The organism is Chitinophaga filiformis (genome assembly GCF_023100805.1).
In the GTDB taxonomy this organism is placed as follows: Bacteria; Bacteroidota; Bacteroidia; order Chitinophagales; family Chitinophagaceae; genus Chitinophaga; species Chitinophaga filiformis_B.
In genome coordinates this window covers 6,737,054-6,752,057 of the sequence record NZ_CP095855.1, presented here as the reverse complement: position 1 = coordinate 6,752,057, position 15,004 = coordinate 6,737,054, and the positions used below count along the sequence as shown (strand labels likewise).

General features: G+C 44.0%; 16 protein-coding genes. 7 read left to right on the top strand and 9 right to left on the bottom strand.

The genetic code is table 11. From position 1 onward, the window contains the following. Positions 1-38 precede the first annotated feature (38 nt). Genes MYF79_RS26220 through MYF79_RS26210 form a run of 3 tightly spaced genes read right to left on the bottom strand, consistent with a single transcriptional unit; the run spans position 39 to position 2,336 of the window. On the bottom strand, positions 39-482 hold the full coding sequence (locus MYF79_RS26220; RefSeq protein ID WP_247810849.1) for a YHS domain-containing (seleno)protein: 444 nt from the start codon (positions 480-482) through the stop codon (positions 39-41). Positions 483-513: 31 nt separating this feature from the next. Beyond that, entirely contained in the window at positions 514-981 is a 468-nt protein-coding gene (locus MYF79_RS26215; RefSeq protein ID WP_247810848.1) for a YHS domain-containing (seleno)protein, read from the bottom strand. Positions 982-1,037: 56 nt separating this feature from the next. After that, positions 1,038-2,336, bottom strand: coding sequence for a spondin domain-containing protein (locus tag MYF79_RS26210; RefSeq protein WP_247810847.1), 1,299 nt, complete (start codon positions 2,334-2,336; stop codon positions 1,038-1,040). A gap of 139 nt (positions 2,337-2,475) precedes the next feature. Here MYF79_RS26210 and MYF79_RS26205 point away from each other — a divergent pair, with 139 nt between their 5' ends. From MYF79_RS26205 to MYF79_RS26180, 6 genes are all read left to right on the top strand, one after another. Next, positions 2,476-3,180, top strand: coding sequence for a response regulator transcription factor (locus tag MYF79_RS26205; protein ID WP_247810846.1), 705 nt, complete (start codon positions 2,476-2,478; stop codon positions 3,178-3,180). A gap of 9 nt (positions 3,181-3,189) precedes the next feature. Further along, the gene (locus MYF79_RS26200; RefSeq protein ID WP_247810845.1) at positions 3,190-4,674 is read left to right on the top strand and encodes a sensor histidine kinase; all 1,485 of its coding nucleotides are present in this window, start codon (positions 3,190-3,192) and stop codon (positions 4,672-4,674) included. A gap of 187 nt (positions 4,675-4,861) precedes the next feature. Beyond that, positions 4,862-5,536, top strand: a complete 675-nt coding sequence (locus tag MYF79_RS26195; protein WP_247810844.1) for a hypothetical protein — start codon at positions 4,862-4,864, stop codon at positions 5,534-5,536. Between the two features lie 287 nt (positions 5,537-5,823). Next, on the top strand, positions 5,824-6,630 hold the full coding sequence (locus MYF79_RS26190; protein ID WP_247810843.1) for an SDR family oxidoreductase: 807 nt from the start codon (positions 5,824-5,826) through the stop codon (positions 6,628-6,630). A 77-nt stretch (positions 6,631-6,707) separates the two neighbouring features. After that, positions 6,708-7,619: a helix-turn-helix domain-containing protein gene (locus tag MYF79_RS26185; protein ID WP_247810842.1), complete on the top strand. Its 912-nt coding sequence runs from the start codon at positions 6,708-6,710 to the stop codon at positions 7,617-7,619. 117 nt (positions 7,620-7,736) lie between these two features. Beyond that, the gene (locus MYF79_RS26180; RefSeq protein ID WP_247810841.1) at positions 7,737-8,075 is read left to right on the top strand and encodes a nuclear transport factor 2 family protein; all 339 of its coding nucleotides are present in this window, start codon (positions 7,737-7,739) and stop codon (positions 8,073-8,075) included. Between the two features lie 384 nt (positions 8,076-8,459). On the opposite strand, the gene MYF79_RS26175 is transcribed toward MYF79_RS26180, so the two are convergent. The 3 genes from MYF79_RS26175 to MYF79_RS26165 form a co-directional block, all read right to left on the bottom strand. Continuing rightward, complete coding sequence (locus tag MYF79_RS26175) at positions 8,460-9,455, bottom strand: hypothetical protein (RefSeq protein WP_247810840.1); 996 nt, start codon at positions 9,453-9,455, stop codon at positions 8,460-8,462. Beyond that, positions 9,452-10,267, bottom strand: a complete 816-nt coding sequence (locus tag MYF79_RS26170) for a hypothetical protein (RefSeq protein ID WP_247810839.1) — start codon at positions 10,265-10,267, stop codon at positions 9,452-9,454. Before MYF79_RS26170 ends, MYF79_RS26175 begins: the two co-directional genes overlap by 4 nt. A 299-nt stretch (positions 10,268-10,566) precedes the next feature. Continuing rightward, positions 10,567-10,956, bottom strand: a complete 390-nt coding sequence (locus MYF79_RS26165) for a hypothetical protein (protein WP_247810838.1) — start codon at positions 10,954-10,956, stop codon at positions 10,567-10,569. Positions 10,957-11,026: 70 nt separating this feature from the next. Here MYF79_RS26165 and MYF79_RS26160 point away from each other — a divergent pair, with 70 nt between their 5' ends. Further along, positions 11,027-11,767, top strand: a complete 741-nt coding sequence (locus MYF79_RS26160) for a hypothetical protein (protein ID WP_247810837.1) — start codon at positions 11,027-11,029, stop codon at positions 11,765-11,767. 55 nt (positions 11,768-11,822) lie between these two features. Here the strand turns inward: MYF79_RS26160 and MYF79_RS26155 are convergent, their stop codons facing one another. The 3 genes from MYF79_RS26155 to MYF79_RS26145 are packed head-to-tail and all read right to left on the bottom strand — an operon-like array spanning position 11,823 to position 14,935. Beyond that, positions 11,823-12,449, bottom strand: coding sequence for an NAD(P)-dependent oxidoreductase (locus tag MYF79_RS26155; RefSeq protein ID WP_247810836.1), 627 nt, complete (start codon positions 12,447-12,449; stop codon positions 11,823-11,825). 50 nt (positions 12,450-12,499) lie between these two features. Continuing rightward, the gene (locus MYF79_RS26150; protein WP_247810835.1) at positions 12,500-13,753 is read right to left on the bottom strand and encodes an MFS transporter; all 1,254 of its coding nucleotides are present in this window, start codon (positions 13,751-13,753) and stop codon (positions 12,500-12,502) included. 30 nt (positions 13,754-13,783) lie between these two features. Next, the gene (locus tag MYF79_RS26145; protein WP_247810834.1) at positions 13,784-14,935 is read right to left on the bottom strand and encodes an FAD-dependent oxidoreductase; all 1,152 of its coding nucleotides are present in this window, start codon (positions 14,933-14,935) and stop codon (positions 13,784-13,786) included. Positions 14,936-15,004 lie beyond the last annotated feature (69 nt).

The following is a 15,004-nucleotide window of genomic DNA, read 5'->3' as shown; positions in this document are numbered from 1 at the left end:
TAGTTTGTTAACAGATGTTTGTTAATTCGAAAGGCGCGCTATTTCTGCTGTTTGACTGTCGGCCACTGCTGATCTGCCTTTTCGATCAATGCCGCCCGATCTTTCACCCACGATTCCTTTACTTTCATGTTATAGTTGAAATAAAGCTTATCATTCACTATTGTCCATGTTTCCACTTCTGTCGGGGCCTTATGACCGGCTGCTGTACCATACGCACAGTAACCACCGTACTGCGGAGCGTAATGCTCGGGATTGCCTTTGAATGCTTCGAGATTTTCTCTCGAAGAGAACAGCCAGCGAACGTCTTTGTATACATAAGACAGACTGTCGGCGCCCTTCACCGGCTTTGCTGCCTTGAAGAATGCAACTGCGTCATATCCATTGATGGCTTTACCATCTTTAGAGAACACTTCCTGTTGTTGAGCGTTTGCCTGCCATGCTGTAAAAACCATCATTACGGCTACTAATAAGAAGTTTTTCATTACTTATTTTTTTGTGTGAATAATAAGGACCTTAATGGATAAATTTTTCCCAGTTCTTGTCTGCATTGCCTTTCAGATGGGCTTCGTCTTTATTCCAGCTTTTAAGGGTATTATTGAAATACTTATTGTAGAACAGGTATAGCTTGCCATTAACGATCTTGAAGGTTTCCGGGTCAACTTCGACCTTTTCGCCTTTTGCTCCCATGGCATAAGCGCACCATCCGCCATACTGAGGTTCATATTTGCCGGGAGACGCCTTAAAAGCCTCCCTGTTTTGCGCGGTGGCAAAGCGGTAGGTAACACCCTCATATACGGTGCTGATCTCTTTTTTACCCTCTATGGCCTTGGCGCTGGTGAAATAGGCGACAGGGTCATAACCTTCAATAGCCAGTTTTGACTGATCCAGATTAAACTGTTGCTTACGGACGTCAACCGTTTGCGCTGAAGCATGAATGGCAAAGAAGAGCAGCATCCCCAGCGCGGTGATCACATTTTTCATATACTATTGCTTGTTTTATTGAGTAAATCCTTAGCAACGCTCCTCACAAACACTGCTTATTGCAGCGTTACCTTAATGATATTGTTCAGAGATGGTAACGTTGTAAACATGTTAGGGTTAGGCACAGCTGCTATTGCTTTGCTTTCGTTCAGTGGCGTACCTGCCAGGTTGAACTGTGTAATACCAGCGCCCGGGAATTGGTTAATGGCTGTTCCATCATCAAACAGTCCGATGGCACTGGAAATATCGCCTTTTTGTGTAGCGTCTACGTCGTTTCCCATCGTAGCGAAGAACCAGTCATTAGAGAAACCATACATAGTTGCAATCGCTATCCTGTCTCCGGCTGTCACATTAAGTAGCTGGGAAACTTTACCGCCGGCAGCACCTCCGATCTTTGGCAGCAGTACGGTACTGGCCGGATCTTTCAATACGTATACACTTTTAACGCCTGCCCTGTTTTTCAGACTTGCAGCCAGTACGGAAGCGTCGCCTTTCTGGGCCAGGTCTTTAAGGCCTTCTCCACGGTCCATTTCACCCGTTTTATAGAATGGGTTTTCAGCACCGTTGTATACAACCACCAGAACCGGTGAGAGTGGCGTGAAAATGCCTGTCTGCCCGCTCAGATACGTACCTAGTATGGAGTTATCGCCTGCTTCAGAAAGATTGGTAAGGCCATTGGCAGTCGGTTTATCCGATGAATAGATCGGCTCAGGTAAGAGCAGGTTCCCGCCGGCTACGTAAGATATGGCCCATACACCGGGGCTGAAAGGCGTCTCATTAGCTGTACCTCCCGAATTGTTCATGATGGTAATGGTAAACGTCGAATTACCATTATAGGCCAATGATACCTTCATCAACTGTGACGCTGCCAGGTAGTTGTGGCCAAAATCATCCGTACCTGCCACCTCTTTGACGTTTTTAGCGGATGCCTCGGCTGTTCCCGGGTGTACAACAGCCATGCCAGGCGCCTGGTTAACACGGGTGCCATTGTCCCATAATTTGATCTGGGCGGAAACATCCCCCGTTTTGGGTGTGCCATCGGCGTTGTATAATTCAATGCCGGGGTTTGCAGGGGCGAAAAACAGGTCATTACTCCAACCGTACATCGTTGCAAAGGTGAGCCGCTGGTTTTTCGCAGCAGAGAATGTAAAGGATACTGATTCACCGGGAAAAATAAGCGGAGCGGCGCCCGTACCTTTAAACGTCCCCGATTCTACCAGTGGCTTACTTTCAAGTACGTTTTCGATAGTGATCGTGTTCGGTTGCGATACATTGTCGTTGTCGTCTTTTTTACAGGAGGCTAATAATATGCCTGTTGACAGTATCGCTAAGGCTTTCAGGTTACGTTGTTTCATATTTTTGTTTTTTTAACAGGACAAAGAAACAGAGAGGGTATCCCAAAGCGATTGCAGAAGTATAACAAAAGTATCACAGCGCTGACAGGACGGATTTTTTTAATGAATTTTGAGGTAATTTCAGACCAACAAGGAAATTATGAATAGGGTACTGTTATTGGAAGATGATCCCGATATAATAGAGCTGCTGACCATCCACCTGAATGACCTGGGTTGTGAAGTAGCCGCTGTCACCAATGGGCAGGAAGGTTTTGCTATGGCCACCGCGCAGACCTTTGATCTGATGATACTGGATATTATGCTTCCCGGAATGAATGGTATGGACGTCTGCCGGAAGATCAGGCAGATAGACCGCCGTATCCCTATATTGATCCTGTCTGCCAAGTCGGAAGAGATCGATAAGATAATAGGACTGGAAACCGGGGCGGACGACTATCTGACAAAACCTTTCAGCATACGGGAATTTATAGCCAGGGTAAAGGTGATCTTCCGCAGAAAGGAAGATTATGTGCCGGCTCCCGAAGCTGTCCCCGCTACCTCTGTGCTCCGGTTTGCGGGGCTGGAGATAGATATGGATAAAAGAAAAGTAATGCTGAACGAGAACAGGGTAGACCTGTCCCCCAAGGAGTTTGATCTGATTACCCTGCTGGCCTCCAACCCGGGGAAAAGTTATAGCCGGAAGCGCCTGCTTAACCTGGTTTGGGGCTACGATTTCGAAGGGTATGAGCATACCGTCAACTCTCATATCAACAGGTTAAGGGGAAAGATTGAGGAAGACCTGTCCAACCCTAAATTTATATTGACCACATGGGGCGTGGGGTACAGGTTCAATGAAGAATTATAAAGCAATCATATGTCAGTAAAAACGATAAGGGGGAATTTGTTGTTTTGGAAAATAGCCGCAGTGTTTTCCATACTCTTATTTACATTGGGAGTTGTGTATATGTGGATTGCATCCAACTTATCCCGTTCCTATTATACAACCGCACACCAGGAATTGTATGGAAATATTGCTTCACACCTCGCTGATTTTACTCATCCACTGAAAAATGGCCGGCCAGATACTACTGTAACGCATGATATCATTCATTCAATGATGGTGGCTAATCCCAGTGTAGAGGTTTATTTGCTGGATACAGCCGGGAGGATTACAGACTATGTTGTACCTGACAAATCTGTACGCAGGCACCAGGTAAATATTAACACGGTGAAACAATGGCTGACAGTCAGGAACGGAGAACGGCCCTTAGGCGATAATCCCAAGCAACCTGGTGAACCCAGCATCTTTTCTGCAGCCCCTGTGTATGAGAACGGGAAACTGACAGGTTATGTGTATGCCGTTCTGGCCAGTGAGACACAGCGCAACATATTGAACACACTGAATAGCGACCTGTCTTTCCGGCTGGGTAAATTTATTTTTCTATCTGCTTTGTTGATTGCGCTTGTTGTTGGGGTCATTACTTTTTTCCTTATTACAGACAGCATTTGCCAGATTGCAATGGTAGTTCGCCGGTTCAAAGAAGGAGATTATGATGCCCGTATAGAAGGTCACGCTAAGGGCAACCTGGGGGTGCTTACATCCACTTTTAATGAAATGGCCGATGTGATTGTGGACAATTTTGATAAGATCAACGCGACAGATAAATTCAGGCAGGAACTGATAGCCAATATATCCCATGACCTGCGCACGCCCTTGTCTATCACGCAGGGATATATAGAGACCCTGATGATTAAAAATGATAACCTGACAGATCAGGAAAAAAGCAGGTATTTATCTGTGGTACTGGAAAGCACAAAGAAATTGTCCATCCTGGTAGAACAATTGTTCCAGTATGCCAAACTGGAAGCGAACCAGGTAGCGCCGGAGAAGGAGCAGTTCCTGTTGAATGACCTTGTCTCTGACATACTTATGGCTTACCAGTTGAAAGCAAAGGAAAGTAATATCGGCCTGCACCTCGACGCAGCCGCTAACCTGCCGCCGGTCTTTGCCGACATTGCCCTTACAGAGCGGGTGTTACAGAATCTGATTGACAATGCATTCAAATTTTCCCCTCCTGGTGGCAAAATTACGATCCAGTTAAAGCAGACAGCTGCCGGTATACAGGTACAGGTAGCAGATACCGGCATTGGTATCGCGCCCGAAGACCAGGCATATATCTTTGAACGGTACAAGCAATTGCACAAAGATGAGGCGCCCAAAAAGGGAATGGGAATAGGGCTGGCGATTGTGAAGAAGATCCTGGAGCTCCACCAATCATCCATACATGTCACCAGCTCACCTGGAAAAGGTGCCGCATTCTGGTTTGTGTTGCCTGCGTTTTCCAAGACCGGTGCTTAAACCAGGTTTCATATTGAGCAGTTTTCTTCATAGATTTAAAGCGCTGTAGCGCTGGGTATTGACAAACAGGCGCCTGGTACAGGTGCATCTATGGACGTATTAAAAGCGCAATACGGTGAACAATACTGGAAGGGATGGTTTGAGGAGACTGTAATCAGCATGATAAAGCACAACTAAATATTCAATAATGGAAGACAAACAGGCGCCTGGTACTGCAACATCTATGGACGCATTAAAAGCACAATACGGTGAACAGTATTGGTGGAAATGGTTTGAAGAAACTGCATCACTGAATGATGAACCGGTTTCAATCAGACACATAGCAGGACCCTTGCGGATGGATGGTGATTTCATCCTGGAGGAGGATCCCTGGGCGGTTATTATAGACGGAGATGTGGAGATAAAAGGAACCCTTATTTGTAAAACGCCTGAAGAACGCCTGAGCACACTGGTGATTTTAGGGAAATTGAAAGCGCAGCATCTTTTCTTCTCCGGTAGCGCACGACTGGCAATTGAAGACGATACCACTTTGGACGGCTTTGTGGTAGGCACCTGGGGCGATGGGGGAGCAAGCCTCGATGTAACGGGAACGCTCACCGCACGTGGTGTATTACTCGACCCGCATACGCCGGCAAAAGCCTCGAAACAAATCGATGCACTGATCATGTGTGGCGAGGGCTGGCCAACAAAACCTGACTTCCTCGACGGCGACCAACCGGAACTTTTTGACCCCGCGGTACTCGAAAGAGGTGGCGACTTTGTGGATTTACACCTTGTTCGTCAGGCAGCCCAGGCAGGAAGGCCCGTGTTCAATCAGGAGGTAGAACAGGCAAGAAGACAGGAAAAGGGATTGCCAGTGTAAATCATTCGTGCTTATACGCCGACAGGAACAATTTTTATAATCTTCATTTACATATTTTTCTTTAAGGGAGTGTGCTTTAGCGCATTCCCTTTTTTCTTTAACATATAAGATGGGTAATCCGGTGCCAGCTCCCGGATTGGCCAAAGCATAACAAAATCTGCATTGTAAGGTCGGAACATTATAAGTAGTGTCAGTGCTGCAATTTTGGCTTGATATTTTACCTTTTCGGCTAAGTTTTCCCCTCACATCTTATCCAATTTTGCATTGTACAATCAAAGCAAGTCCATATGCAAAAGACAATTTTCATTACAGGAGCATCATCAGGCTTAGGCAAAGCAGCCGCCCTGTTGTTCCACGCAAACGGCTGGAAGGTAATAGCCACCATGCGTAATACGGCAAAGGAATACGAACTCTCCAAACTGCCTGATATCACCTTATTACCCCTTGACGTAACAGACACAAAACAGATCAGGGAAACAGTCGAATCGGTTTTGTCACACCACACCGTTGATGTTGTGTTGAACAACGCGGGTTACGGATTAATAGGTCCCCTCGAAGCGCTCAGTGACGAGCAGATACAATTGCAGGTGCAGACAAATCTGTTTGGCGTGATCCGCGTTACAAGTGCTTTTGTACCTTATTTCCGGGAAAGGAAAAGTGGAACATTCATCAATATTACATCTTCGTTTGGCTTGTTAGGATATCCCACCTGCTCTATTTATAATGCGACCAAGTTCGGTGTCGACGGCTTTTCAGAGAGCCTCGCGCTCGAGCTGGCGCAATTCGGGATCAAAGTGAAAGTGGTCGCTCCCGGCGGCATGCAAACCGACTTTGCCGGAAGATCCCTCCAGGGCGGGATGCACGATGCCTACAAGCAGTTGGTGGCCAAAGTAAGTGAAGGCTATAGCGAGGAAAAGATCGCCAATTACACCAGGGCAGAAGAGGTCGCTCAGATCATCTATGATGCCGCAACGGATAATAAAGACCAACTGAGGTACATAGCCGGTAAAGACGCTATTGCTTTATATAACAGTCGACTGGAACAGACGCCGGAAGGACAGTTCCGGGAAATGAGGGCGGGCTTCCTGTTTTAGATTGATGGTGATTCCTGTTGTAGCTGATAAGCCGCAGCAGGAATCATGTTTCCGGAAATAATTAACTTCACATGGAAATGAAGAAGCAACCTGTCATATTTCATTCAATCGCCCAGCTGCATAAAGCAATGGGGCAAGCTGCTCCTAAGCATCCACTTCTGAGCATCCTGGATTATGGTAAGGCAGTGTTTGATCCGGTGGATTTTGAACAGGGTATAATATTGGATTTTTACAAGATCTCTTTTAAAACCCATTTCTCAGGCCAGTTGAAATACGGACAGGGAAATTATGATTTTGAAGAAGGAGGGATGTCATTCATCGCCCCCGGGCAACTATTGCGCATGCAGGATGAGGAAGCCGACTACAGCGGGATGTCCCTGCATATACATCCCGATTTCCTGCGTCCTTATTCCCTGAATGCTAAGATCAAACAATACGGCTTTTTCAGTTACTCGGCTGCGGAAGCATTGTACCTGTCTGAAAAGGAAAAAGCAACGATCCTGAGCATCTATGCGTTCATCCAGGATGAGCTCAATGAAAGAATGGACAAATTCAGCCAGGATGTGATGATTTCACAGATTGAATTGCTCCTTAACTATGCCAGCCGTTTTTATGACAGGCAGTTTCTGACGCGGAAGGCTATAAATAACGATTTACTTAGCCAATTGGAAAAGCAACTGGATGAATATTTTAACAATGACAAGTCCCTGATGAAAGGATTACCATCCGTTAATGCCCTGGCGGAAGCGCTGCATGTAACACCCCGTTACCTGAGTGATTTACTGAGGCATCTGATCGGGTTGAATACGCAACAGTTCATCCATGAAAAAGTGATTGAAAAAGCCAAGGAGTACCTGGCAAAAGATGAACTAACAATCGCCGAAATATCATATTACCTGGGGTTTGAACATCCACAGTCTTTCAACAAGCTATTCAAAAGTAAAACCACGCTGTCTCCTTCCGGTTACAGAAAGCGTTTATTGAATTGACCCTTGCTCAGTAAAAATGACATCCGGGGAGCAATACCCGTAGCAGGAGCATTGCGGGCTCCGCATATTCGTTTGCAGGGAGTCAATCCTGCCGGTCCCACTCTAAACAATAAAAACATGAACATACACGATCAGATTCATAACTGGATAGCCGCCAGCAATGCCTTTGATACAAACAGATATCTTGATTTTTATCTGCCGGATGCAGTTTTAGACGATCCATCGGTAGGCAGAAAATTCATAGGCCATAAAGGCATAAAAGATTATTTCGATAGCTATTTTATAGGTTACAATACACAAAGCAGAATTGTCAGACTTGTGGTGGTGGATAGTGAAAACGCTCACCTGGAAGTTGAATTTACAGGTGATTTTCCGGAAGGGAAAATTGGCGGGACCTTTGACCTTAGATTTCGGAATGGAAAAATAGCCTTTGCAAAAGCAGATTTAATACATTAAAAATAGGCCTACAAATGCATCGACGGGAACTATTTGCCGGACCGTGAACTTAAGTAAGAAATGCAACGCGTAGGATGTGCAACACGGCGGTGAGTGTACGTTAAAAGAAGATGACATGACTCGTGACAAATGTAGTACTACAGTATAAATAATTGTAGGTTTAAGCGATAATCCAGTATACACACATGCATCGGTATTGTTGTTCGAACCACAGATAACAGCTTGTTGTATTCGAAACAAAGCAGTTCGAAAGATAGATAATATAATATTAGATAATCTTTTCAAATGCACGGAACGTGTCTGGGTTTGTTTGCAGCATTAAATTGCTTCAGATACCTGGAGTAACGGTTTTAAATGAATTTCCCTTATTCAGTCAAGTTGTACTTACAGACATTTTGTTAACGATGCCGATATTATACCGATTGTTTCTGCAATATAAAAGAGGGAAACTGTCGGGCGGGGTGTGCTAATATGTGTAATATAGTTTTTGGCTACAGCCCATCTGATTTCAAGGGGGGGGTGCTCAAGATCATTGGCGTCTGCATTGTAATAAGGAAAGTTTTTTCGAACAATGTGGTACATTACATCGCAGGCAAGGCCTACGCCCCCTGCTATTTGAGATGCAATCATTTCCCGGTTATACACGTCATCCATGTTTATATTTAATCGTTTTCCTTCCGTGGTAAACAGAATAAGAATAGCAGTCAGATCCGCGTTAAATTCTTCTTCCCACTTGGCAGCTACACTTGAATACAAATTAAATCCTTCAACGAAGTTTTCTGATCCTTCACGTATAGCAGCGAACTCGGGGAGTGCTATTGATAAAATGTCTTTGGAGATGGCGTGAGCAACCTCGTGAGCTACTACCCACATTTGTGCATAGTCTATAGCATTAAAGAATACCTCTTTACAGTGTTCGGGGATTCCATTAAGTTTTTCAAGTTCTTCTTCAACTATTAGAGGATCCAATGTATCACCACTCAAATATTCATCGAGCATTTTTTCAAATGCTGATTTAAGATCTTCATCCGGCGGTCTTTTTTCAATAATTATCTTGTTGTCTTCAAATTCCCAGCGAGCAATCTGTCCCATAAAAAATGTGGCAATTCGCCAGATAAGTAAAAGCAAAGGTGCGTTAATAATGACCAAAGTTGCATTGTCCCGACATTCCGGACAACGAAAGGTAATAGCCTGGGCGGTGACATTGTTTTTTAGATTGGCAGTTCTTATTTCAGCGTAGCTTCTGAAAAAAAGGGAGCAGCCGGAGAATTTTTCGAAAAGCTGTTTAATTCGAGCGTCTAAAATAGATGTGTTTCCTGAGTTTTTTTTGAGAAAATCCAGGTAGATATTTGTTATTCTATTTTTACAGCAGGTTCTCATAACGGAGAAAGATTGTCACGATCATCAATAGGCAGGAGGTCAAAGGTCTCCGCGAAAGATCTGCCTGATAATTTTACTTCATTTTTAAGCTCATCAAGATTCTCAGTTCCATTGTTTTCGCCACCAACCAAATAACTTACTTTGAACACCGGTTCTCCAAAGAAGAATTTTCTTGAAATTTTAGAGAGACCAATCAGCGGAGTAGTATTTTCAGCTGTCACCCATTTATTGGCAATTCCCGTTTCATTGATGACAGTACATTTAGCGCCTGCGCTAAACACATCAAGATGAGGGCTATCTGAATGCGCCTTTAACTTTATAGAAGCGTTCGCTGTATCAGAAATAAAAAGATTAAGCGTTTGCACCTCAATTATTGAAGTGACTACTACATATTCTGATTTCCATCGGTCACGTTCAAAAAGATCTATTAGTTTTTGGGCGAGAGTCGCTTTGTCTTCAATAATTTTTACTTTACAACCGGTGGCCATGAAGAAAACCCCGTTCGCCCTTTTAAATTCTATCACTGCTTCGCCGAATTGATCTACTCCGGTATTTGTATCTAGTTGGATATTTCCTGATGTTTTGACGGCAACACCCGATTTAGATTTAAATTCCACATTCGCAAGGTTCCCTGCTCTTGGCTTTCCGGGGCTTATGCCGAAGGCCACCTCGATATTGCTTTCGTGTTGGAAAATTTTTCTGTCAAGATAGCCGAAGTCTCCGATTCTAAGAGGTGTGTTTGGCGGAAAGTTTGCGAAATATTGCGGATAATTAAAGTGGACTTCGTCACAAAGTAATTTCTGGATACTCATGGTTAATTTGATTTGAAGTTTGTTCAGCATAGTAATACCCTAAAAAACAAAGATGCTTAGATTAGCATTTTGTAGCAATACCAACTAGTTTGTATTTTTCGAACCGTGTTTTTTATAATCTTCCCAATTCTCGTTGTGCAGGAAAAAAAAGCCCGTAAATCTGGGTATGGCTGCCACTTTCGGTAGCTGGAAGGCAGCAGAAGGTTACTGTTTGGAAGAGCTTAGCCCACATCAAAAAGCTGCCAGGACCAAAGGACCTGGCAGCTTTACTCGTTAACTGACGAAACAAAACATGGGTGTTACCACTCAGGAATGATGCCAGGTTCTGTCGGGTCTATTCCTTCTTCGTCACCGCCGGAAGGAATGGACCTGTCGGCTACGATTCCGTCTTCAAAATGAATAGCACCGTCCGTTTTTACTATCGGTATTTTTACGATAGCTTTTCCGTTGGCATCAATACCGGCATATACCAGCGTCTTTTTGCCATTTTCATTTAAAGCAGGATAAATGACAACCCCTTCACAACCGGGTTGTGCCAGGATCTTGTCCATAATAGCTCTGCCAATAACATGTCCATAGGCCTGTTCGGGGTAAGCATCAAAATAATCTTTTACTAATTTGGTACCTAGTTCGATACCTACATGCTCGCCTATTTGAGCAATGGGGCGTTGATGGGTTTGGGTTTGCATCTTTCAAAGGTTTTATCTAATATAAAGTAAAAGAATCGTATTTTTTACAACAATATTAAGTTTGCGTAACATGCTCCCTATCACCAAAAGAAAACTGGCAGATGAATATGGTATTGACTATGATATCGCCACATTCTTTGCAGACCGGACCCCTCCTGATAACAACCATTTCTGGAAGGGAAAATATGTTTATTTGCCCAATTCATTAGGCTATACCATTATTCCCTTCCTTTTCGACCTACAATATAAACTCGGAGTGGAAAGACCCATCCTGCTGGATGAAAAGCATATCCGGCTAATGGAAGATGGATTTGACCTGATGGCAAAATATGAAATAAAGCAGATCAGCTACGAGGATTTTATTGGCGCCTGTAAGGTGTTATATGCTCCAACTGTTGCAAATAGCATTTTTTTCAATGACCTACTCCTGCATTTAAACAACGAAAAGACTTTGCAATATACACTTGGAACGTCTGTAAAGGCGCTCGACCGGGCAGATGCCTTTTTCTTTACGTTATGCGACATCCCTGTAGAAGAACAGTTGCTACAGCGCATTATCCAAGCATGGTCGTGTGTAAAGGTAAATGCTCTGATATTGGATGATATCAGCGACCTGGAGTCGGACAAAATAAATGGCGAAGAAAATTCAATTATTGAATTGGGCGGTACCGAGGTTGCGCTGGACAAGATACAGTCCATGTTTAAAGAGAACGTATTATCCTTGGCCGGCATCAATAACAAACTGGCGCGTTATTTTGAGACCATCATGGTGCATCTCCAAAAACGTCTGAACTTCAATACCTCTTCCTAATTCAATCGTTGTTGCTATCCACGCCTTCTACCATTTATTAAAATCACAACAGGACTTAGACCGTTAACGCAATATGATGGTGTAAAAACCTTGGATTTTCCACCTCTTTAATAAGGTAATCCGCTACATCTGCTCTGGAAATCTTGTTTATTTTTATCCCTTTAAATAATTTACTTATCACCTTGTAGTTTGAAGTCAATGGACCATTAGTTAACATCCCAGGCTTCACAAATTCCCAATTAATAGTACTTTTAGATATTATTTCCTCCAAAAGCGTTTTGTCTTTATACTGATCCTTTAGTAAAAGATTAATGATAAGGCGCATGAAAAAAGTTAAGTAACTAGCGCTTTCGCCTGTTCCAAAGCCAGTGACAATAATTACCGGGGCGCCGTAATTTAATTCGGATGTGGCCATCGACAACGCTTTTGCCAGGTCTGAAAACAATGTCGTACCTTTCTTCTTTTTAGTTCCAACGGTCACGATCACCGCATCGGTACCAGCAATTGTTGTTTTAAGATCATCCGTTGATAAGGCCGTGCCTGTTACTTTAGTTAGCGAATCATGTTCAGGCAGAGTCGTGTTATTTCTTGAAAGTGCTCTGACTGAATACCCGCGTTTTAATGCAAGATTCACCGTTTCTGCACCTATTCCCGCAGAAGCTCCAATAATGGCTAATTTCATTGCTTGTTTTTTAAAATTAATTGTCGTTAAAGATTTTTTTCCAGGCTATTTTAATTCGGGATCTCGTATTCATTATACAAATTCATATCGGACGCTTTAGTGTTTTTTCCAAACAGCCTATAGAAGACGGTAGCGATCAGAAGGGCTGCAATTCCCTGGCACAACATCGTTGCCGGCGCACCTATTTTTTGTGAAAGGGTACTGATTAGTAAACTTCCGAGTGGTAACATGCCGAAGAACGCTAATACCACATAGCCCATCACACGGCCTCTCATCTGTGGATGAGCCTCCATTTGAATAATTGCAATACTTGTTGATATAGGCGTTATTGATCCTATACCTAAGATCAAGGCAAACGGCAGTGCAAGTTTCAGGGTTCCCATCCGGGAAAATAAGATCAACCCAATGGCCAATATTGCAATGCTGATCAGCACAACCTTTCTTAGATTGATCCCTTTAGGCGCTGATGCAATCAGTAGTGTGCCGGTCAATGCTCCCAATCCTATGCTGCTACTGATATAGCCATAAGTAGAGGCATTCCCTTTAAAGACCACTTTAGCAAAGACAGGTTCCAAGGTGTCATAAGGCAAGATCAACAGACTCAGAAAAGTGATCAGAACAATAACAAGGGTAATAGCGGGCATTTGCCGAAGATAATTGAACCCCTCTGCCAATTCGGAAATAACTTTTTTCTTTATGGGAGACGCCTGAGATTCCGGGAGCTTCATTAGCAGCAGGGAACTGATCACGGCAATATAACTCCCCGCGTTTATAGCAAAACAGGTACCTGCACCCAAACGCTGTAAGATGAGCCCCGACAATGCCGGCCCTATAAGCTTTGCCAGATTCGCCATTGCAGAATTAAGCGAAATTGCGTTGGCCAGATCTTCTTTGTCGTTGACCATTTCATGTACAATCGTTTGCCGTGCCGGTACGTCAAGCGCATTAATTGCACCAAGAAGGATGCTAAGTGAAAGTATTTCCCATACTACATAACAATTAGCGAAAACTAAGGCGGCAAGCAATATTGCCTGTATCATTGCTGCGATTTGGGTAAAAAGCAAAATCCTATATCTGCTATGCCGGTCTGTAATTACCCCTCCTAAAATAGAAAGCAGAAATGTTGGGAATAGCTGCGCAAATGCGGCTACACCTATCATAGAAGCGGAATGCGTAGTCGTGTAGATAATCCAGATCACCGCGGTCTGTTGCATCCATGTGCCTATTTGTGATACAGACTGACCTGCAAAGAACAAGGCGAAGTTTCGGTTTTGGAAAGCCCGAAGAGTGTGATTTCTAAACATCGGTGTTTATAATAGTAAATCCTTTAGCACTCAAAACGACGTCAAACGTGCAGCGTTATACCCGTCGTTGAGCATCCAATGAGTAAAAGCAGCATATCGCGTGGCAAAATCTTTCGAATCTTTTGACTGTTCCACATCGTCGGAAAACTTACGCACTATCTCAAAATAAGGCATGCGCTGAGCCTGATAGCGATCGAGTGCTGCAGGCACACTGGCTTCATGCTTTATAGCGTTGATAAGTACCATTACATCTTCGATACCTAATGCACCGCCAGCCGCAATGTGGGGAGAAAGTCCATGTGCGGCATCGCCAATAAGTGCAACACGTTTTGATGCCCAAAAAGGTAACTCAGGAACATACATGATCTGATTAAACAAAATTTTCTCTTCCGGGGTGGATTCGATCAGTCTGATCAGGGGTTCTCCCCAGCCGCTGTCATTGAGGTTTTGTGCGCGGCGCAGCGCTTCTTCTTTCTTTGTTCCTATAGGATCAGAACTGTCAAATTGGTTAATCATCCAAAATACCTGGTCGCCTGAAGTTTTGGCTAAGCCGCCCCTGGTCCTGTCGGCGCCGACGGTCAGGATCGTGTTTTCAATTGTCTGACCATTTATCGGAATAACACCTCTCCAGACATGATGACCTTTATGCTCCTTTGCCGGATAACCTGGCAGCATTTGCTGGCGCACTGTAGAGTACACGCCGTCCGCGCCGACTAAAAGATCGGCATTCAACCTCCTGCCATCTGCCAATATTACCGTTATCTTGTCGTCTTCTTCCTCAAAGCTTGCCAGTCTGCTGTTTAGCAGTATATTTTCTTTTCCCACTGTATCTGCAAGGATCGTGTTCAATGTTGGTCTTGGAAAAAGAGTGAAGGCATAATCTTCAGGATCGAAGCCAGCAGCCCTGTAAGGTTGCCCGGCAGGATCATAAAACCATGCATCCACAGAAACACCATTTGAGCGGATCTGCTCACCAATACCCAGATCATCAAATACATCAAGTGCGTTTTTCCAAAGGTTGATTGAAGCACCTGCTGCTCTGATCTCAGGAGCCTGTTCGAGAACGCGGACGTCGGCGCCTATACGCTTAAATGCGATTCCCGCTGTCATGCCTACGAGTCCTCCTCCGGCAATAATTACGCTGAAGCGTTTGTGTACCTGATTGAAATCTTCATTTACCATATTGTCTGTTTTTGAATCTAATTATTGGATGCAAAAATAGAGGGGTAATAGGCCTTTAATATAGAAGAA